This window comes from Rhizobium sp. USDA 3886, assembly GCF_056279785.1.
Window position 1 is genome coordinate 1,153,736 of record NZ_JBWCDC010000003.1, and the last position, 18,507, is coordinate 1,172,242.

Consider the following 18,507-nt stretch of genomic DNA (forward strand, 5'->3'; position numbering starts at 1 on the left):
CAGTCACATCATCCCGCAGCCAAACGCTAGACTGGGGGGATGGTTCCAGAGGAACCGGCGATATTCAAGAAGAATTTTGACACAGTGCAAAATATTATTTGCGCCGCAGCATAAACGCCCGTCAGTTGGTCTGAAATGCCGTGGCATTCGTCAAATCCTTGACGAAATTCGCGCGGCTTACGTTGGCGTCTTCCTCGTCACGAATGCGCAGAAGGTAAGACGGGTGAATGGTCACCAGGACGGGCGGATGGTTTGCCGGCGGCTGAAGAACATGGCCGCGCTCGGCGGTGACCTTCACTTTGGGACCAAGCAGCGAATAAAGTGCTGTAGCGCCCAGCGCGACAACCAGTTTCGGCTGCAGGATCTCAAGCTCGGCGCCGAGCCACCATGCGCAACGCTGGATTTCTCCGGCATTCGGCTTGGAATGCATGCGCCGCTTGCCGCGCGGCTCGAATTTGAAGTGCTTGACGGCATTGGTGACGTAGCAACGGGACCGGTCGATGCCCGCCTCTTCGAGACACTGATCAAGCAGACGTCCGGCGGGGCCGACGAAAGGTTTGCCCGCCAGGTCTTCCCTGTCGCCCGGCTGTTCGCCGACCAGCACAATGTCGGCCGTGCGCGGGCCTTCGCCGAAAACGAGCTGCGTGGCGTTCTTGTAGAGGTCGCAGCGCGTGCAGGTTTCGGCCTGAAGTTTCAGGTCATCGAGGCCTTTGGCGTCTGCAGTTTCCAGTTCGAAGGCCGGGCCAAATTCGGGCGCGATGTTCATAAGTGCTTCCTTCTCCAGTCTTCAGCCTCAACCGATCGGCAAGGCGTTTGTTCCGGCGCGGGGAACAAGCGCAGCATTCATGGATTTGAAGGAGTGTTCGAGACGTCCAAGCCAGTCAGGGGATATGCATGAATCAGGTTTCGAAAGTCGACTCTATTGCAGGAATTCGAAAGAGCTGGGGTGCCGAGATTGGCGCGGATGGCGTCCGTTTTCGCATTTGGGCGCCGCGGCAAAAGGAGATGAGGCTTCGCTGCTCCGGCAAGGATCGGCCGATGAACCGCTCTGACGGCGGCTGGTTCGAGCTGACCGTTGCGGAAGCAAGGGGTGGCGACGCCTACGCCTTCGTCCTTTCGGATGGCAAGTCAGTGCCCGATCCCGCCTCTCGGGCGCAGGCCGGCGATGTGCACGGCCCGTCGCTGATCGTCGATCCTTCCTACCGCTGGATGAATACCGGCTGGAAGGGCAGGCCCTGGGAAGAGGCGGTGATCAGCGAAATCCATATCGGCGCTTTCACCAGGGAGGGCACCTTCAAGGCGGCCGCCGAAAAGCTCGGTCACCTGCCTGGGATGGGTTTCACGGCAATCGAGGTGATGCCCGTCGCGCAATTTTCCGGAAAGCGCGGATGGGGTTATGACGGCGTGCTGCATTATGCGACGCATTCGGCTTACGGTACGCCGGCCGATTTCAAGGCATTCATCGACGCCGCGCATGGCCACGGTCTGGTGGTGCTGCTCGACGTCGTCTACAATCACTTCGGTCCGGATGGAAACTACCTGCACGGCTATGCGCCGGAATTTTTCCACGCCGGTCGCAATACGCCGTGGGGTGCCGCGATCGATTTCGGGCAGGAGCCGGTGCGGCGTTACTTCATCGAAAATGCGCTTTATTGGATCGGCGAATTCCAGCTCGACGGCCTGCGGCTCGATGCCGTAGAGCAGATTTACGATATCTCGAAACACCACATCCTCGCGCAGTTGTCGACGGAAGTACGCGACGCCTTTGTCGATCGCGAAGTGCATCTCGTCGTCGAGGATCAACGCAATCTCGTAAGCCTGCTGGAGCGCGACGACGGCGGGAGAGTGAAGACCTTTACCGCGGAGTGGAACGACGACTTCCACCATGTCGCTCATATCATCGCAACCGGCGAAACAGCCGGCCACTATAAGCCCTTCGCATCCGAGCTCTGGGAAAAGACGAAGCTTTCGATGCTGTACGGCTTCGTCTATCCGGACCGCGCCGATCCGCCTGAGCTGCCGAAGGATGAACGGGTCTATTTGCCACCCGAGGCCTTCATCAATTTTCTCCAGAATCACGATCAGGTGGGTAATCGCGCTTTCGGCGAGCGCTTGATCAGCCTTGCGCATCCCGACATGACAGCGATGCTGACGGCGGTTCTGTTTCTATCGCCGCAGATCCCCTTCCTCTTTATGGGCGAGGATTATGGCGAGACGCAGCCGTTCCACTTCTTCTGCGACTACACCGGCGAACTCGGCGAGATCGTCCGCAAAGGACGGATGGCAGAGGCGGAAGGCTTTGGCGGTTTGAAGGAAGGCAAGACAGCCGGCGATCTGCCGGATCCAAACGCGATCTCCACCTTCGAGCATTCGAAGCTTCGATGGGAGCGTTCCGACAGTGATGAAGGAAGACGACGGAAGGCCTATGTACGAGACCTTATCGGTCTGCGGCAGAAGTATGTCGTGCCGTTGCTGAAGAGACCCGGCCGGGTCACAAGCGCGGCGTTGCAAAGCGTCGATGGCGTGCTGGCTGTCAACTGGACCTTCGGCGGCAGCAAGCTGGAACTTCGAGCCAATCTGAGCGACCGTCGACTTCCGGTACCCCCGTTCGAAGGTGCAGTCATCTTCGATCTGCTGCCTCGCAGCGAGCCGGGGGACTGCAAGCTTGCCGCCCATTCGGTGGTGGTTGCGCTCGATCCCAAGCTGGCAAAATAGCAGCGCGAAAATTTCGCGCTTCGGGTGAGCGGCGGCGAATTGAACGCCGCCGTTTTGCAGCTATATCTTCTTCCAATGTTTTATCTCATATCGACCTACTGGGCGCATATCCTTTTCGTCATTTCGCTCGCGATGGGAGCCGCCGCGGCGATCCATGCCGCCATGACGAAGGAGGAGGTACGCGCTGCAATCGGCTGGGTCGGCGTCATCATCCTCTCGCCGATTGTCGGCGCGGTACTTTATGCGATCGCCGGCATCAATCGCATCCGCCGGAAATCCCTGAGTCTCCGTCGCGATGCCCTGCTGCCGGCAGCCGACCTTGACGAACTCGAAAGTTTCGATGCGGAGCCGGAGAAGATCATCAGCGCTTATGGACGGCGCTTTGCAGCGCTGCAGACGCTTGGCGATCGCGTTGCCCGCTATCCGCTCACCACCGGCAATACGATCGACATGCTGGAAACGGGCGACGATGCCTACGCGGCGATGAAGGCCGCGATCGACGGAGCCGGGCGGAGTGTTCTGCTTGAAACCTATATTTTCGATCGCGACAAGATCGGCATCCAGATTGCCGATGCGCTGATTGCGGCGGCAAAACGTGGCATCGAGGTGCGCGTGCTGATCGACGCCGTCGGGGCGCGCTATTCTGTGCCCAGCATTCTCGGCTACCTCGCTGATGGCGGGGTGACGGTTTCGGTCTTCAACGGCAATGTCATCATGGGCCTCCGGCTGCCTTATGCGAATCTCCGCACTCACCGAAAAATTCTGATCACCGACGGGCGTCTGGCGCTGACGGGCGGCATGAATATCCGACAGGGCTTCAGCCACGCGATGACGGGCGATGATTTTGCACGCGATACGCATTTCTCCGTAACCGGCTCCGTGGTTGCCGATCTCTTTGATGTCGCGGCCGAGGATTGGCGCTTTACGACAGGTGAGATTCTGAGCGCGGACGCGTGGCGGATCGAAGCGCCCGAACGCCAACCGGGCGATCCGGTCTTCATGCGCGTGGTTGCCTCCGGACCGGACCGCAGCGTCGAGACGAACCATAAAGATGCTGATAGGCGCCTTTTCTGTCGCGCGGAAATCGATCCGCATCATGTCACCTTATTTCCTGCCCGATCGTGAACTGATCAGCGCGCTGACAACTGCCGCGCGGCGCGGCGTCGAGGTCGATATCGTCGTGCCGGCCGTCAACAATCTCGTTCTCGTTGACCGGGCGATGACGGCGCAGTTCGACCAGATCCTCAAGAACTACTGCCGCATATGGCGCTCGACCGGCAGCTTCAGCCACTCCAAGCTGATGACGATTGACGGGGTCTGGGCCTATGTCGGTTCGTCCAATCTTGATCCGCGCTCGCTCAGGCTGAACTTCGAGGTGGATCTCGAAGTTCTGAACGAGGGGTTTGCGGCGGAGATCGACGAACATATCGACGGGATGCTGAAATCTGCAGCACCGGTGACCTTGGAGAGCCTCCAGGGGCGGCCCTTCCTGGTGCGGCTTGTCGAAAAATTTCTGTGGCTGGGTTCGCCCTATCTTTGATTTTCTCGGATCGGACATGGCAAGTTTTACCTGTGGGCCTATACTGCCAAATCAGAGCCGATTTCGACCAACGGAGCGCGCGTAAACTCCGATGCTTGCCAGGAAAGACAGCCTGCCCGCCAACATTCTCGCGTCGATCCGTAACCGCAAAAAGCGGTTGGATGCCGTGCTTGCGGCTGCAAAGCCCCGGGCGGAAGGTACACTGATCGCCTCCTACAATGTCCATAAATGCGTCGGTGCCGACAGGCGTTGCGATCCCGAGCGAACAAGCCGGGTGATCCACGAGATCGGCGCCGACGTGATTGCCTTGCAGGAGGCCGACACGCGCTTCGGGGAGCGGACCGGCATCCTCGATCTGGCGCGGCTGGAGCGCGAGACGGCACTTATTCCGGTTCCGGTCTCGGGCATGTCGAAGGCGCATGGCTGGCACGGCAATGTCGTGCTCTTCAAGAAAGGCCTGGTACGCGACGTGCACCAGATCAAACTGCCGGGCCTTGAACCGCGCGGCGCGCTGGTTGCGGAACTCGAACTGGAAAATGGCGGAGAGCTTCGGATCATTGCCGCTCATTTCGGGCTTCTGCGGCACTCACGTGCGCGGCAGGCGCAGATGCTGGTCGATCTGATGGCGGATCGGAGCGAGGTGACGACGGTCCTGCTCGGCGACCTCAACGAATGGCGGCTCGGCGACCGTTCGTCGCTTAACACGCTTCAATCCGCCTTCGAGGCGCAGCCTCTTGCGGTCGCAAGCTTCCCGGCTCGCCTGCCGATCTTGGCGCTCGACCGCATCATGTCGAACCGGAAAGGTGTGCTGACGAACGTCGAGGCGCATGATACGCCACTTGCGCGCGTCGCCTCCGATCACTTGCCGATCAAGGCGGTTCTCAACCTGAAGAGGGTGGAAGAGCTGACGGCGTCCGCCTGATCCCTCATCCACCTGCTCATTTTTGATATCAGCTCCGGGGTTTCAAATTTTCCGGATCGTAGAGCGGCCTATAGCCGACGGCGGCGACGTCGACCGGATAAGTCTCACCGAAATATTCGATGACGAGCTTGCGGCCTTCCTGGGCATGGGACCAGGGCAGATAAGCGAGCGCGATGTTCTTGCCGATCGTCGGGCCATAGGCGATCGACGTCGTGTAGGAGCGGCGGCCGAGCTCGTCGATAAGGGTCTCGCCGGTTTCCGGATCCATGACCGGCAGCGTGCCGACCGGATAGCGGGCAACGCCTTTGCTGTCGATGTTATCGGTCATCACCAGCGTGCAGAGCATCGCCGGCTGGTGCTCGCGGGCCTTATATTCGAGATGCCTGGCCTTGCCGCGGAAATCGGCCTCCTTGACCTTCGGACGAGCGAGGCCGGCTTCGATGAGATTGTACTGCGTGATGAGGTCGGCATTCTGCAGGCGCAGGCTCTTTTCCATGCGACGGCTGTTGGCATAGGTCTCGACGCCGAAGGCCATGACGCCGGTCGCGCGCAGCGCATCCCAGACGGCAAGGCCATCCTCGTACTTCATGTGCAGCTCCCAGCCCTGCTCGCCGACATAGGAGATGCGGAAGGCCGTGACGTGCCTGCCGGCGATCTCGATCGGCTTGATCGCGGCGAAGGCGAAGTTTTCCGGATCGAGGGCCGCCGGATCGGCGACGACCTTCTTCAGCGTGGCGCGGGCGTTCGGCCCCCAGATGCCGATGGTGACGTATTTTTCGGAGACGTCGGTGACGGTAACGTTGAAGCCCTTATCCTCGGCAATCCGCTTGATGTAGTGGAAATCGCGCGGGCCTGCGTCCGCCCCGTCGATCACACGGCAGCGGTCGGCCATACGGATGACCGTCAGATCGGCGCGCACCATGCCCTCGTCGTCGAGGAAGTGCGTGTAGATGCCCTTGCCGATGTTGGCGTCGCCGCCGATCTTTGCGGCGCAGACCCACTCCATCAGCTCGACATGATCGGGCCCTTCGACGTCGAACATGTAGAAGTGGCTTAGGTTGACGATGCCGCAATCCTCGCTCATCGCTAGGTGCTCGGCATTGGAGACGCGCCAGAAGTGACGGCCGTCCCATTCGTTTTCGCGCACCGGCACGCGATCGCCGTACTTCTCAAGCAGGTGCTCGTTGGCTCTGTAGCCATGGGCGCGCTCCCAGCCGCCAAGCTCCATGAAATAGCCGCCGAGCTCGACTTCGCGCTCGTAAAAGGGCGAGCGCTTGACGTCGCGGCTGGTGGCATAGGGCTCGCGCGTATGAACGGCCGGGAAATAGATCTTCTGGGCGGCCTCAAAACAACGGTCCTCGATGAACTGTTCCGTCAGCTGGTGCGCGTAGAAGCGTGAATAGTCGATGCCGGCGTGGTCGATCCCGGTGCGGCCGTCGGTCATCCAGTCGGCGATCAGCTTGCCATAGCCGGGACCATCCTTGACCCAGATGGCGACGCAGTACCAGAGGCCGCGCACCTTCTGGCTCTCGCCGCAGGACGGGCCGCCGGCGGCGGAAACCTGCAGCAGGCCGTTGAAGGAATGGCTTTCGTTATAGCCGAGTTCGCCGAGGATCGGGGTGAGCTCCATGGCGCGCTCGAGCGGCGCGATAATCTCATCCATTTCGAGGTCGCGCTGCGAGGGCGACAGGCGCGCCTCATGCTTTTCGAGCAGCTCGCGGGGATGGCACATGCGCGGACTGGTCTGCTCGTAGTAACCCCATTCGATCTGGCCGCCCTCGGTGGTCTTCGGGTCGCCGGTGTCGCGCATATAGGCGGAGTTGCCCTGGTCGCGCAAAAGCGGGAAGCCGATTTCCTTGCCTGTGCCTTCGAACGCGTTGTAGGGGCCGAAGAAGGTGAGCGGATGGTCGACCGGCATGACCGGTAGGTCCTCGCCGACCATCTCTGCGACCAGACGGCCCCACAGGCCGGCGCAGACGATGACGTGATCGGCCATGATCGTGCCGCGATGAGTTACGACGCCCTTGATGCGGCCGTTCTCGACGATCAGCGACTTGGCCGGCGTATTGGCGAAGGCCTTGAGCTTGCCGGCCTTCTCGCCGGCATCGACCAGCTTGCCGGCAACCGTCTGCGAGCGCGGGATGACAAGGCCAGCGTCGGGATCGAACAGGCCGCCCTGGACCATCTCTTCCTCGATCAGCGGGAACTTTTCCTTGATCTCGGCGGGGCTGACGTAATGGGCGCGTGTGCCGAAGGCCTTGGCCGAGCTCAGCTTGCGTTTGATCTCCTCCATCCAGGTGTCGTCGCCGGTGCGGGCGACTTCGAGGCCGCCGATGCGGGCGTAGTGTCCCATCTGCTCGTAGAAATCGATGGAGTACTGCGTCGTCCAGACCGACAGATAGTCGTGGCTGGTCGTATAGCAGAAGTCGGAAGCATGTGCCGTCGAGCCGATATCGGTCGGGATGCCCGACTTGTCGATGCCGACGATATCGTCCCAGCCGCGCTCGATCAGGTGATGGGCAATCGACGCGCCGACAATGCCGCCCAACCCGATAATTACGACTTTCGCCTTGTCTGGAAATTCTGCCATCACATGCACCCTCGAATTTTGTTGCGCCGAATCTAGTACACGCTATCTCGCAGCTACAGTCGATCCACGACATTAAGATGTAGCGATCCGCCAAAAGCATCCTTCGTTCAGGTTCAGCGTCGCTGGCATCCCCCGTTGGGGACCCGAAGTTATGTAGGCCTTCGCGATCGCCGCGTTAACTGTTTGTTAACCATGTCGGCGATAGACATGGTCAACGATTTCTTAACTCAGATGACCAAAGTGCTAACAGACGCTCGCTCGATCCGAATCAAGGGCCGCTCCTTCCTCGCGGTCATGCTTTCTCCGGACCTCCCTTTCGATGATTGGCTGGCGAGGCTGGATGATCTCGCAGCCCGTTCAGCCGGATTCTTTCTGGGGCGGCCCGTCGTTCTCGATGTCACGGACCTGCAGATCGACAGGTCGCAGCTGAAGGAACTTATCGCGGAACTGACGCGACGCAATGTGAGCATCATGGGTATCGAGGGCGGGCGCCCTTCAATCCTTGGGCCGGGCATGCCGCCTGCGCTTAAGGGCGGTCGTCCTGGTTCCGACTTCGAGCTGCCGAAAGCGGAACCAGTTATCGATCTGCAAAACAAGCCGGCGGCGGCCGAGATTCGTTCGGCACTACAATCCATCGTGATCCGGGAGCCTGTGCGTTCCGGTCAGTCGGTGATCTTCCCGGAAGGCGACGTCACAGTCATCGGATCGGTTGCCTCGGGTTCGGAGATCGTCGCTGGAGGGTCGGTCCATATCTACGGGGCGCTGCGGGGTCGAGTCATGGCAGGGTCGGTTGGAAATGCGTCCGCGCGTATCTTCTGCCGAAAGCTTGAGGCCGAGCTGATTGCGATCGATGGCATTTACAAGACCGCCGAAGACATGGCCTCGCACCTTCGTGGGCAAGCCGTCCAGCTCTGGCTCGAAGGCGATACGATCATGGCAGAGAAACTTATCTGAGCCGAAAGCCGGCTAGGACAAAGGAGAGCAAGATGGGGAAAGTCATCGTCGTCACTTCAGGCAAAGGCGGAGTTGGCAAGACAACCTCGACCGCCGCGCTGGGAGGGGCCTTGGCACAGAGAAACGAGAAAGTGGTCGTCGTCGATTTTGATGTCGGGCTGCGGAATCTCGACCTAGTGATGGGCGCGGAGCGAAGGGTTGTCTACGACCTGATCAACGTCATACAGGGTGACGCCAAGCTCTCGCAGGCGCTGATACGCGACAAGAGGCTCGACACGCTGTTTCTGCTGCCGGCGTCGCAAACGCGGGACAAGGACAACTTGACCCCGGAAGGTGTTGAACGGGTCATGGCTGATCTGAAGCGCCACTTCGACTGGATCATCTGCGATAGTCCGGCGGGCATCGAACGTGGCGCGACCCTTGCAATGCGCCACGCCGATGTCGCGGTCGTCGTCACCAACCCGGAAGTCTCGTCGGTACGCGATTCAGATCGCATCATCGGCCTGCTGGATGCAAAGACCGCCAAGGCCGAACGCGGCGAGCGGATGGAAAAGCACCTGCTCCTGACCCGTTACGACGCCAACCGGGCGGAACGGGGCGATATGCTCAAGGTCGACGACGTCTTGGAGATCCTGTCCATCCCGCTCCTCGGCATTGTTCCCGAAAGCATGGATGTTCTGCGCGCCTCCAATATCGGCGCTCCTGTGACACTCGCCGATAGCCGCAGCGCACCTGCGATGGCTTATTTCGATGCCGCCCGCCGGCTTGCCGGCGAGGATGTGCCAATGACAATTCCGGGCGAAAAGCGAGGCATCTTCGGCAAGATATTCGGACGGAGGGCCGCATGAACATCTTCAGTTTTTTCGGCAGAAAGCAAACCGCACCCGCGGCCCGTGAACGCCTGCAGGTGCTTCTGGCCCACGAACGCTCGTCGGTGGGTACAGACCTCGTGTCGCTGCTGCGCGAGGAGATTCTGGAGGTCATCGCCAAACACGTGCAGCTCGACGCCGACAAGGTGCAGGTAAAGATGGATCGCAACGAGCACGTCTCGATCCTGGAAATCGACGTCGAAATCCCGCTGAAAGTAGCTGCAGAGGCAGCTTGAAGCAGTCCGCTAAGCCGTCTCGCTGGCGCTAGTAAAGACCTGAAGCCGCCCGGTGATATCAAGAGCCGGGCGGCTTTCGTAAGCGAGGATTGTGCCCAGGCAATCGTTTCCTACTCGAACATCCCCCTCGGCGTCTCGCCCTTCAAGAAAGGTTCGATGAAGGCATGCAGCAGGTCGGACTGGTTGATGACGGCGGTGTGTGACGTCGCCGGCATGACGGCAAGACGAGAGGCAGGAAGGGGCTTGCCCATATCACCCATGACGCCGCCGCCGAGCAACCGGAACATGGCAACCGAATGTTCGAGGGTTGCAACATCGGCGTCGCCGGAGATGAGCAGCACCGGTATCTTCAGCGACTTCACGTCCTTTTCCCATGCCATCGGCTCGTGCTCGAGGGCGATCAGTTTCTTGACCAGGGCAGGGAAACCGTCGGGATTGGCGGCAAGCTTGCGGTAGTCCTCGGCGAACGGCATGCCGACAAACATTTCCACCGTCATTTGCGGGATGAAGGCCCTGAACGCCGGCTGCCAGCCCTCGGCATCGTAGGCAACGGAGGCTGCAGCAAGTTTGTTCACTTTCTCCGGATGGCGGACGGCGACTTGCAGCGCAGCGGCCGCACCCATGGAGTAGCCGAACACATCCGCCTTCTTGAGGCCGACCGCGTCCATGAAGGCCGCGACGTCGTCTGCCAGGTTTTGATAGGTAATGGGCCGGTCGATGTCGGTGGTGCGGCCGTGGCCCTGGAATTCGAGCGCGTAGACCTTGTGGCTTTCGGCGAGCTTGGGGATGATCGCGCCCATAGACGGGATGTTCATATAAGCGCCGTGCAGCACGATCAGCGGGTCACCGTCTCCAGACACTTCATAATACATCTGCATGCCGTTGACCTCGACCCGGTCGCCTGTCGGTTTGGGCTCGGCCAAGGCTGATCCTGCGATAAACAAGCCGACTGCGGCAATGAGGGCGGTGTGGAACATGGGGTGTGTCTCCTTTCGTCTCATGCGTTTTCATCAACGCCGACAATAAGACGAAAGGCCGTTCCTCAATCCGACATGGCCGGCTCAAGATTTTCGGCGCCCTACGGCTGCGGTGCATGCTTGCCTTGCGACCTGATCCGCGGACTTTGTAATTGCGAATAAGTCGCACTTGCAAAAATGAATTCCTTTCCTTAAGACTGTAATGCAAGTCATTCGCAGCAAGGAGCGTGAGGATGTTGAAACGGGCAGGGCGCCTATTGGCCGGATTGATAGCGGCAGCAATCGTGTCGGTCGCGGCGATGGGCCCGGCAGCGGCTGAGGAGAAGTTCAAGGCGGTGACAACCTTTACCGTTATTGCAGACATGGCCAAGAACGTGGCGGGTGATGCGGCAATCGTGGAATCGATCACCAAGCCGGGTGCGGAGATTCACAATTACTCCCCGACGCCCGGTGACATACAAAGGGCGCAGGGCGCTCGCCTCATCCTCTGGAACGGGCTTAACCTTGAGCGCTGGTTCGAAAAGTTTTTCGTCAATCTCCATGACGTTCCGGGCGTCGTCGTCTCCGAAGGCATCGAACCGATGAGCATTGCCGAAGGACCTTATTCCGGCAAGCCAAACCCGCATGCCTGGATGTCGCCGAAGAATGCTCTGATCTATGTCGACAACATCCGCGATGCCTTCGTGAAGCACGATCCGGCGAATGCCGCTGCCTACGAGGCCAACGCTGCCGCTTATAAAAAGAAGATCGAGGCGACCATCACGCCGATCCGCGAAAAGCTTGAGCAGATTCCGGACGACAAGCGCTGGTTGGTGTCGAGCGAGGGCGCCTTTTCCTACCTCGCTCGTGACTTTGGCCTGAAGGAACTCTATCTCTGGCCTATCAATGCCGACCAGCAGGGAACACCACAACAGGTCCGCAAGGTGATCGATGCCGTTGAGGCCAACGAGATCGTTGCCGTCTTCAGCGAGAGCACGGTGTCCGACAAGCCGGCCAGGCAGGTCGCACGCGAAACCGGCGTACATTACGGTGGCGTGCTCTATGTCGATTCCCTTAGCGAGGAGGACGGGCCCGTGCCGACCTATATCGATCTGCTCCGCGTAACCTCCGACACGGTCGAAAAGGGCCTGGTCGAAGGCCTGTCGCAATGAATGAGCCGCTTAAAAAGCTTGCCCGTCCCGCGGATGCAGGATCGGGCATTGCGGTGAGCAGTGCGACCGTCACCTATCGCAACGGCCATACCGCCCTTCGCGATGCGAGCTTCCAGATCCCGACGGGCACGATTACGGCGTTGGTCGGGGTCAACGGCTCCGGCAAATCGACACTGTTCAAGGCGATCATGGGCTTCGTGCGCCTTGCCAGGGGCGACATAAGGATACTCGGCATGCCGGTCGGTGAGGCACTGCGCAAGAACCTCGTCGCCTATGTGCCGCAAAGCGAAGAGGTGGATTGGAACTTTCCAGTCCTCGTCGAGGACGTTGTCATGATGGGCCGCTACGGCCACATGGGCATGATGCGCATCCCGAAGGCGGCCGATCACGCTGCCGTGTCAACGGCACTCGCACGCGTCAACATGAGCGAATTGCGCACGCGCCAGATCGGCGAGTTGTCGGGCGGGCAGAAGAAGCGGGTTTTCCTGGCTCGCGCGCTGGCGCAGGACGGCCGCGTCATCCTGCTCGATGAGCCCTTCACCGGCGTCGACGTCAAGACCGAAGACCAGATTACCGTTCTGCTCCGCGAGTTGCGCGACGAAGGCCGGGTCATGCTGGTCTCCACCCACAATCTCGGCTCGGTACCGGAGTTCTGCGACCGCACCGTTCTCATCAAAGGCACCGTCCTCGCCTACGGCACGACTGCCGAAACTTTCACTCCGGCAAACCTCGAGAAGGCTTTTGGCGGCGTGCTGCGCCATTTCATGCTGACCGAGGCTGACGACCGCGGGTTACATCCGATTGATGTGATGACCGACGACGAACGCCCGCTTGTGATGCAAGATGGCCGGGCCGTCGGGCACGAGCCACGGGGTAATGGGGGCCGGCGCTAATGGTCTTCCTTACCGAGCCGTTTACCTATGAATATATGCTCAATGCCATGTGGGTTTCGGCTCTGGTGGGCGGTGTCTGCGCGTTTTTATCCTGCTACCTGATGCTCAAGGGCTGGTCACTCATCGGCGACGCGCTTTCCCATTCCATCGTGCCTGGTGTTGCCGGCGCCTACATGCTGGGCTTGCCTTTCTCGATCGGCGCCTTCTTCTCCGGCGGCCTTGCCGCCGCCGCGATGCTCTTCCTCAACCAACGCACCAAGCTGAAGGAGGATGCCATTATCGGTCTGATCTTCTCCTCCTTTTTCGGTCTCGGCCTCTTCATGGTGTCCCTGTCGCCGACCTCGGTGAACATCCAGACCATCGTGCTCGGCAACATTCTCGCCATCACGCCGGAGGACACGCTCCAGCTCGCCATCATCGGTTTCGTCTCGCTCGCTATCCTTCTCGTCAAATGGAAGGACCTGATGGTCACCTTCTTCGACGAGAGCCATGCACGTTCGATCGGCCTCAACCCCACTGCGCTCAAGATCATGTTCTTCATGCTGCTTTCGGCATCGACGGTGGCCGCCCTCCAGACAGTGGGTGCCTTTCTCGTCATCTGTATGGTGGTGACGCCGGGTGCCACTGCCTATCTCCTGACAGATCGCTTTCCCCGGCTGCTCGCAATCGCAGTCGTCATTGGCGCAGTGACCAGCTTCGTCGGTGCCTATGCGAGTTATTTCCTGGATGGCGCGACCGGCGGCATCATCGTCGTGTTGCAGACCCTCCTCTTCCTCGCCGCATTCCTCCTTGCGCCCAAACATGGAATGCTGGCGGCGCGTCGCAGGGCGGCCGAAGCACAGGAGGCCAGTCAATGAATATCCTTGAGACGCTGCTCATGCCTTTCCAGTTCAGCTTCATGATCAATGCGCTGGTCATCTCAATGCTTGTGGCGGTGCCGACGGCGCTTCTTTCCTGTTTTCTTGTGATCAAAGGCTGGTCGCTGCTCGGCGATGCCATCTCCCATGCGGTTTTTCCCGGCGTAGTCATCGCTTACATCGTCGGCTTCCCTTTTGCGCTCGGCGCCTTCGTCGCCGGCATGTTCTGCGCCGTTGCTACTGGTTTTCTGAAAGACAACAGCCGCATCAAGCAGGACACGGTGATGGGTATCGTGTTTTCCGGCATGTTCGGCCTTGGCCTCGTGCTTTACGTGAAGATCCAGTCCGAGGTGCATCTCGATCACATATTGTTCGGGGACATGCTCGGCGTTGGCTGGCGGGACATCGGCGAAACGGCGATGATCGCGATTTTGACCGCCGGTATCATCTGCATCAAGTGGAAGGATTTCCTGTTGCATGCCTTTGATCCGGCGCAGGCAAAGGCGGTCGGCCTTCGCGTTAACCTGCTGCACTACGGATTGCTCTGCCTGATCTCGCTTACCGTTGTCGGCGCGCTGAAGGCGGTCGGAATCATCCTCGCCATCGCGATGCTCATTGCACCCGGCGCCATCGCCTTCCTGCTGACGCGCAGCTTCGGCATGATGCTGGTCCTGTCTGTGGTTATCGCCATGATCGCCTCGGCTGCCGGAATCTATCTGTCGTTCTTCATCGACAGCGCACCGGCGCCAACCATCGTGTTGTTGCTTTCCATCTTGTTTGCTGCTGCCTTTGCCGCCACCGTCCGAAGGGCGGAGCGATCCGAGACGGCACAGCAATAGATCCTCGGACATTGGAACCTGTGCAGACTGTCAGGGCCTCTTCCGGCACGTCGAAGACACGACGCCTGATGACGGATCGATGACAAAACTGAAAAACAGCTGAAAACCACCGCTGCCTGTTTGACATGGGAGCCTTCTACAGAGGTCGCGAAGAAGCGACGGTCGTTCTGAAGGGCGTTCGGCGCTCCGGCGACTTGGAGAAGCACCCCATGAAAATCATTCAGATCACCGATACCCATTTCAGCCCGAACAAGCCGCATTTCAACGGCAATTGGGCGCCGCTGCTGACATGGATCGAAGAAACGGCTGCCGATCTGATCATCCATACCGGGGATCTTACCGTCGACGGCGCGGACAAGGATGAGGACATCTCCTTTTCGATGGACCTCATGCGTCAGGTTTCCGTCCCGATGCTCATCGTTCCAGGCAATCATGATGTCGGCGATCTCCCAGGCTCACGCCAGCCGGTGAATGCCGAACGGCTTCAGCGCTGGCGGCGGCTGGCCGGCGAGGACCGATGGCTTGAAGACGCGGGCTCCTGGCGCTTCGCCGGTCTCAATTCGCTGCTGCTCGGCCACGAGGATGACGAGGAGGAAGCGCAATTCGAATGGCTCCAGAAGGCGTTGGAAGACCGCGGTGGCCGCCGCGTCGCGCTTTTCGCGCACAAACCGCTTTTCGTCGATGAGCCGCATGAGGGCGATACCGGCTACTGGAGCGTCAAGCCGTCCCAGCGCCGCCGGCTTTATGACCTGATCGCGGCACATGACGTCGCGCTTTTTGCCAGCGGCCATCTGCATTGGGCCTGGCAGGGCCGCTACGAACAGACAGCGCTGACGTGGGGGCCTTCGGCGGCGTTCATCATCGACAAGATGGAGCGCGAGATGCCAGGTGAGCGCCTGATCGGCGCTGTTATCCACGAACTCGGCGATGATGCCGCAAGCCGCATCGTCGCTATTCCCGGCATGACCGCGCATGTGCTCGACCAGGTGGTGCACGAGGTCTATCCGCATGCGGCAAAGACGCAGGAGCCGGTCGAATGAGCGCGCTGTTGCTTCGCGGCATCACGAAGACCTTCGGCGGCAATCTTATCCTCAAGGGCGTGAGCCTCGATGCCGGACCTGGCGAGTTCATTGCGCTTGTCGGTCCCTCCGGCTGCGGCAAGAGCACGCTGCTGCGCATCCTTGCCGGCCTCGACCATGCCGATCAGGGCGAGATCTTGATCGGCGGGCGGGAGATGTCGGCGGTGGCAGCGGCCAACCGCAATATCGCGATGGTTTTTCAATCCTATGCGCTCTATCCGCATCTGACGGCATCGGAAAACATCGCCGTGCCGCTTGCGATGCGCAAGCTTTCGCGGGTGCAGCGTCTACCGTTCGTGGGATCGATGACACCTGGCCAACGCGCGATCCGCGCAGGCATTGCCCACGATGTCAGGGAAATGGCGAAATCGTTGAAGATCGACCATCTGCTTGATCGCAAGCCGGGTCAGATGTCCGGCGGCCAGCGTCAACGCGTGGCGCTCGCTCGCGCCATGGTACGCCACCCAAGCGTCTTCCTGATGGACGAGCCGCTTTCCAACCTCGACGCCAACCTGCGCGTCCATGCCCGCGGCGAGATCGTCGAGCTGCATCGCCGCGCCGGCGTGCCGACGGTCTACGTTACGCACGACCAAGCGGAAGCTCTTTCGATGGCGGACCGTGTCGCCGTGATGATCGGCGGCAATCTCCTGCAGCTCGCGAGCCCGCAGGCAATCTACGACGATCCAGCGCATATCGAGGTTGCCCGCTTCATCGGACAGCCGCGCATCAATCTGCTGCCGGCGATCGCCGAAGCCGGCATCGTCACGTTTGGCGGCATTCGCCTGACGCTTAAAAACATGACCCAGCCGAAAGCTCGTGTCACCGTCGCCATCCGCCCGGAGTTTGTGCACCTTTCAAAGAGCCGGCATGACGGGCTTCCCGCACATATCGAGCGGATCGAATTCCTGGGATCGGAGGTCATCCTCTATTGCCGGCTCGACGCGATCGGCGAGACGATGATCGTCAAGCTGTCGCCTGCGGAGGCCGCCGGTCTTGCAGCTGGCGCCCCCGTCGGACTTCAGCTCTTGCCCGAACGAGCCATGGTTTTTGCCGAAGACGGCTCCCGCCTTGGCAGTGTCGTTGCTGCCGCGGATGCCAAGCGGGAGAAGACGCATGGCTAGCGTCGCCTCCATTGCCATGCCACGCGATCCGGCTGTGGCGCATCGGCGCAGCGAAGCCCGCATCGCCTGGATGCTCGCGCTGCCGGCGATCATGCTGCTTTTCTTCTTCGTGCTGCTGCCGGTCGTTGCCGTCATCATACTCGGCTTCACCAACTTCGAGCTCGGCTATGGACAGTTCCGTTTCGTCGGCTTCGAAAATTACGCGCACCTGATCACCGATCGCACCTTTCGCAAGTCGCTTTGGAACACCTCGATTTACGCGGCGATCGTCGCGCCGGTCTCGATCTTTCTCGGGCTCGCCATTGCCATGCTAATCGAAAGCGAGACGACGGCGCGCAGCTTTTTCCGTACTGCCTATTTCCTGCCGGTCGCCTCGCTGATCGTCGCTATGGCGACCGTCTGGCAATATATGTTCCATCCAACGATCGGGCCGCTCAACGCGCTGCTTTCACTTGCCGGGCTTCCCGGTCCGAACTGGCTCGGCAGTTCCGGCACGGTGCTTTACAGCCTGTCGATCATCGGCGTCTGGCAATCGGCGGGCTTCAATATGGTGCTTTTCCTGGCTGGGCTGACCGCGATCCCGCGTGAACTTTATGCCGCAGCCGAGGTGGACGGTGCCAGATCTGCAGTCGACCGTTTCTTCCTGGTCACGTGGCCGATGCTCGGCCCGACGACGCTCTTTGTTGTCACGATCAGCATCACCAATGCAGTGAAGGTCTTCGAGACGGTCAAGACACTGACCGAGGGCGGTCCGAACAAGGCCTCGGAGGTGCTGCTCTTCACCATCTACCAGGAAGGCTTCGTCTATCTGCGCGTCGGCTATGCCTCGGCGATGACGGTCGTCTTTCTCCTGATCCTCGTCGTGCTGATGTTCCTGCAGTATCGCCTTCTTGATCGCCGGGTGCATTACACATGACAACGAGTGCTCTTTCCCTCGGCAGAATTATCCGCCTGACGCTGCTTTCGCTTGGCGCCATTGTCTTCCTGGCGCCCTACCTCTTCATGATCTCGACCGCCGGCAAGGCGCAGAGCGATATTTTCACCTCATCTCTGTCGCTGATCCCCGAGCACTTCAACTATGTGCAGAATTTCACCAAGGCGCTGAGCCGTGTGCCGATGGGAATGCTGCTCTGGAACGGGGTCGTCGTTTGCGGGTTAATCTTCTTCTTCCAGGTGCTCGTCGCGATCCCTTGCGCCTATGCCATGGCGAAACTCCGCTTCCGCGCCGCACGGATGATGATGGTGCTCGTCATGCTCGGCCTTCTGGTGCCGATCCATGCGACCGCGTTGCCGATCTATGTCGCCTTCGACCGGGTCTCGCTGCTCAACAGCTATGCCGCGCTTGTTGCGCCCTTTACGATTTCGGTTTTCGCGATCTTCATGTTTCTGCAGTTCTTCCGCGCCATGCCGGATGATCTCATCCATGCTGCCCGGCTCGACGGCATGTCGGAACTCGGCATCGTCGCTCGCGTCATCGTCCCGAACGCCTGGCCGGCGGTGACGGCCTTTGCGATCTTCTCGGTCGTCGCACACTGGAACGATCTCTTTTGGCCGCTGGTCGTCATCAGCAAGCAGGACTACGCGACGCCGCCGCTTGGCCTCATGTATTTCCGCGCGGCCGAGGCAGGCGACGATTACGGCGCGCTGATGGCGGCGACGCTCACCATTACCCTTCCCCTCGTTGCCGTCTTCTTGCTTGCGCAGAAGCGTTTCGTCGAGGGCATCACCATGACCGGTCTCAAAGGTTGACCGGTTGCAATCCAG

The 18,507-nt window shown here is 60.3% G+C and carries 16 protein-coding genes and 1 pseudogene; 14 read left to right on the top strand and 3 right to left on the bottom strand.

Annotated features, from left to right (window positions below):
• Positions 1 to 121 precede the first annotated feature (121 nt).
• Entirely contained in the window at positions 122 to 766 is a 645-nt protein-coding gene (locus ACZ9BX_RS28430) for a UdgX family uracil-DNA binding protein (protein WP_476221522.1), read from the bottom strand.
• 128 nt (positions 767 to 894) lie between these two features.
• Here ACZ9BX_RS28430 and treZ point away from each other — a divergent pair, with 128 nt between their 5' ends.
• The 3 genes and pseudogenes from treZ (at position 895) to ACZ9BX_RS28445 (ending at position 5,177) form a co-directional block, all read left to right on the top strand.
• Positions 895 to 2,715 (top strand): malto-oligosyltrehalose trehalohydrolase, encoded by a 1,821-nt coding sequence (gene treZ / locus ACZ9BX_RS28435; protein WP_476221524.1) that lies wholly within the window; start codon positions 895 to 897, stop codon positions 2,713 to 2,715.
• A gap of 75 nt (positions 2,716 to 2,790) precedes the next feature.
• Positions 2,791 to 4,255: pseudogene (locus ACZ9BX_RS28440) on the top strand (phospholipase D-like domain-containing protein).
• Positions 4,256 to 4,346: 91 nt separating this feature from the next.
• Positions 4,347 to 5,177: an endonuclease/exonuclease/phosphatase family protein gene (locus ACZ9BX_RS28445; RefSeq protein ID WP_027512531.1), complete on the top strand. Its 831-nt coding sequence runs from the start codon at positions 4,347 to 4,349 to the stop codon at positions 5,175 to 5,177.
• 28 nt (positions 5,178 to 5,205) lie between these two features.
• Here ACZ9BX_RS28445 and ACZ9BX_RS28450 read toward each other — a convergent pair whose 3' ends face one another.
• Complete coding sequence (locus ACZ9BX_RS28450) at positions 5,206 to 7,767, bottom strand: GcvT family protein (protein ID WP_476221525.1); 2,562 nt, start codon at positions 7,765 to 7,767, stop codon at positions 5,206 to 5,208.
• A 231-nt stretch (positions 7,768 to 7,998) separates the two neighbouring features.
• On the opposite strand from ACZ9BX_RS28450, the gene minC reads away from it, so the two are divergent.
• From minC to minE, 3 genes are read left to right on the top strand one after another with little or no spacing between them, the layout of a single operon-like run.
• Positions 7,999 to 8,721, top strand: coding sequence for a septum site-determining protein MinC (minC, locus tag ACZ9BX_RS28455; protein WP_027512533.1), 723 nt, complete (start codon positions 7,999 to 8,001; stop codon positions 8,719 to 8,721).
• A 32-nt stretch (positions 8,722 to 8,753) separates the two neighbouring features.
• Complete coding sequence (minD, locus tag ACZ9BX_RS28460; protein WP_476221527.1) at positions 8,754 to 9,569, top strand: septum site-determining protein MinD; 816 nt, start codon at positions 8,754 to 8,756, stop codon at positions 9,567 to 9,569.
• The gene (gene minE / locus ACZ9BX_RS28465; protein WP_476221528.1) at positions 9,566 to 9,826 is read left to right on the top strand and encodes a cell division topological specificity factor MinE; all 261 of its coding nucleotides are present in this window, start codon (positions 9,566 to 9,568) and stop codon (positions 9,824 to 9,826) included. The genes minD and minE overlap by 4 nt, the downstream gene beginning before the upstream one ends.
• Before the next feature lie 110 nt (positions 9,827 to 9,936).
• On the opposite strand, the gene ACZ9BX_RS28470 is transcribed toward minE, so the two are convergent.
• Positions 9,937 to 10,803 carry an alpha/beta fold hydrolase gene (locus ACZ9BX_RS28470; RefSeq protein ID WP_476221529.1) on the bottom strand — a complete coding sequence of 289 codons (867 nt, stop codon included), beginning with the start codon at positions 10,801 to 10,803 and terminating at the stop codon, positions 9,937 to 9,939.
• Positions 10,804 to 11,036: 233 nt separating this feature from the next.
• Here ACZ9BX_RS28470 and ACZ9BX_RS28475 point away from each other — a divergent pair, with 233 nt between their 5' ends.
• The 8 genes from ACZ9BX_RS28475 (at position 11,037) to ACZ9BX_RS28510 (ending at position 18,492) form a co-directional block, all read left to right on the top strand.
• Positions 11,037 to 11,954, top strand: a complete 918-nt coding sequence (locus tag ACZ9BX_RS28475) for a metal ABC transporter substrate-binding protein (RefSeq protein WP_476221531.1) — start codon at positions 11,037 to 11,039, stop codon at positions 11,952 to 11,954.
• Positions 11,951 to 12,847, top strand: coding sequence for a manganese/iron ABC transporter ATP-binding protein (locus ACZ9BX_RS28480; RefSeq protein WP_476221532.1), 897 nt, complete (start codon positions 11,951 to 11,953; stop codon positions 12,845 to 12,847). The genes ACZ9BX_RS28475 and ACZ9BX_RS28480 overlap by 4 nt, the downstream gene beginning before the upstream one ends.
• Positions 12,847 to 13,704, top strand: a complete 858-nt coding sequence (sitC, locus tag ACZ9BX_RS28485; RefSeq protein ID WP_476221534.1) for an iron/manganese ABC transporter permease subunit SitC — start codon at positions 12,847 to 12,849, stop codon at positions 13,702 to 13,704. Before ACZ9BX_RS28480 ends, sitC begins: the two co-directional genes overlap by 1 nt.
• Positions 13,701 to 14,543, top strand: a complete 843-nt coding sequence (locus ACZ9BX_RS28490) for a metal ABC transporter permease (RefSeq protein ID WP_476221535.1) — start codon at positions 13,701 to 13,703, stop codon at positions 14,541 to 14,543. The genes sitC and ACZ9BX_RS28490 overlap by 4 nt, the downstream gene beginning before the upstream one ends.
• Before the next feature lie 209 nt (positions 14,544 to 14,752).
• The gene (locus ACZ9BX_RS28495; RefSeq protein WP_476221536.1) at positions 14,753 to 15,583 is read left to right on the top strand and encodes a metallophosphoesterase family protein; all 831 of its coding nucleotides are present in this window, start codon (positions 14,753 to 14,755) and stop codon (positions 15,581 to 15,583) included.
• Positions 15,580 to 16,743: an ABC transporter ATP-binding protein gene (locus ACZ9BX_RS28500; RefSeq protein WP_476221537.1), complete on the top strand. Its 1,164-nt coding sequence runs from the start codon at positions 15,580 to 15,582 to the stop codon at positions 16,741 to 16,743. The genes ACZ9BX_RS28495 and ACZ9BX_RS28500 overlap by 4 nt, the downstream gene beginning before the upstream one ends.
• The gene (locus ACZ9BX_RS28505) at positions 16,736 to 17,659 is read left to right on the top strand and encodes a carbohydrate ABC transporter permease (RefSeq protein WP_476221538.1); all 924 of its coding nucleotides are present in this window, start codon (positions 16,736 to 16,738) and stop codon (positions 17,657 to 17,659) included. Before ACZ9BX_RS28500 ends, ACZ9BX_RS28505 begins: the two co-directional genes overlap by 8 nt.
• Positions 17,656 to 18,492: a carbohydrate ABC transporter permease gene (locus ACZ9BX_RS28510; protein ID WP_132568167.1), complete on the top strand. Its 837-nt coding sequence runs from the start codon at positions 17,656 to 17,658 to the stop codon at positions 18,490 to 18,492. Before ACZ9BX_RS28505 ends, ACZ9BX_RS28510 begins: the two co-directional genes overlap by 4 nt.
• The last annotated feature ends 15 nt before the right edge of the window (positions 18,493 to 18,507 follow it).

Excerpts from the sequence above, each read along its gene's own strand:
- ACZ9BX_RS28430 (WP_476221522.1), bottom strand. The coding sequence starts at position 766 with ATGAACATCGCGCCCGAATTTGGCCCGGCCTTCGAACTGGAAACTGCA.
- treZ (WP_476221524.1), top strand. The coding sequence starts at position 895 with ATGAATCAGGTTTCGAAAGTCGACTCTATTGCAGGAATTCGAAAGAGC.
- ACZ9BX_RS28445 (WP_027512531.1), top strand. The coding sequence starts at position 4,347 with ATGCTTGCCAGGAAAGACAGCCTGCCCGCCAACATTCTCGCGTCGATC.
- ACZ9BX_RS28450 (WP_476221525.1), bottom strand. The coding sequence starts at position 7,767 with ATGGCAGAATTTCCAGACAAGGCGAAAGTCGTAATTATCGGGTTGGGC.
- minC (WP_027512533.1), top strand. The coding sequence starts at position 7,999 with ATGACCAAAGTGCTAACAGACGCTCGCTCGATCCGAATCAAGGGCCGC.
- minD (WP_476221527.1), top strand. The coding sequence starts at position 8,754 with ATGGGGAAAGTCATCGTCGTCACTTCAGGCAAAGGCGGAGTTGGCAAG.
- minE (WP_476221528.1), top strand. The coding sequence starts at position 9,566 with ATGAACATCTTCAGTTTTTTCGGCAGAAAGCAAACCGCACCCGCGGCC.
- ACZ9BX_RS28470 (WP_476221529.1), bottom strand. The coding sequence starts at position 10,803 with ATGTTCCACACCGCCCTCATTGCCGCAGTCGGCTTGTTTATCGCAGGA.
- ACZ9BX_RS28475 (WP_476221531.1), top strand. The coding sequence starts at position 11,037 with ATGTTGAAACGGGCAGGGCGCCTATTGGCCGGATTGATAGCGGCAGCA.
- ACZ9BX_RS28480 (WP_476221532.1), top strand. The coding sequence starts at position 11,951 with ATGAATGAGCCGCTTAAAAAGCTTGCCCGTCCCGCGGATGCAGGATCG.
- sitC (WP_476221534.1), top strand. The coding sequence starts at position 12,847 with ATGGTCTTCCTTACCGAGCCGTTTACCTATGAATATATGCTCAATGCC.
- ACZ9BX_RS28490 (WP_476221535.1), top strand. The coding sequence starts at position 13,701 with ATGAATATCCTTGAGACGCTGCTCATGCCTTTCCAGTTCAGCTTCATG.
- ACZ9BX_RS28495 (WP_476221536.1), top strand. The coding sequence starts at position 14,753 with ATGAAAATCATTCAGATCACCGATACCCATTTCAGCCCGAACAAGCCG.
- ACZ9BX_RS28500 (WP_476221537.1), top strand. The coding sequence starts at position 15,580 with ATGAGCGCGCTGTTGCTTCGCGGCATCACGAAGACCTTCGGCGGCAAT.
- ACZ9BX_RS28505 (WP_476221538.1), top strand. The coding sequence starts at position 16,736 with ATGGCTAGCGTCGCCTCCATTGCCATGCCACGCGATCCGGCTGTGGCG.
- ACZ9BX_RS28510 (WP_132568167.1), top strand. The coding sequence starts at position 17,656 with ATGACAACGAGTGCTCTTTCCCTCGGCAGAATTATCCGCCTGACGCTG.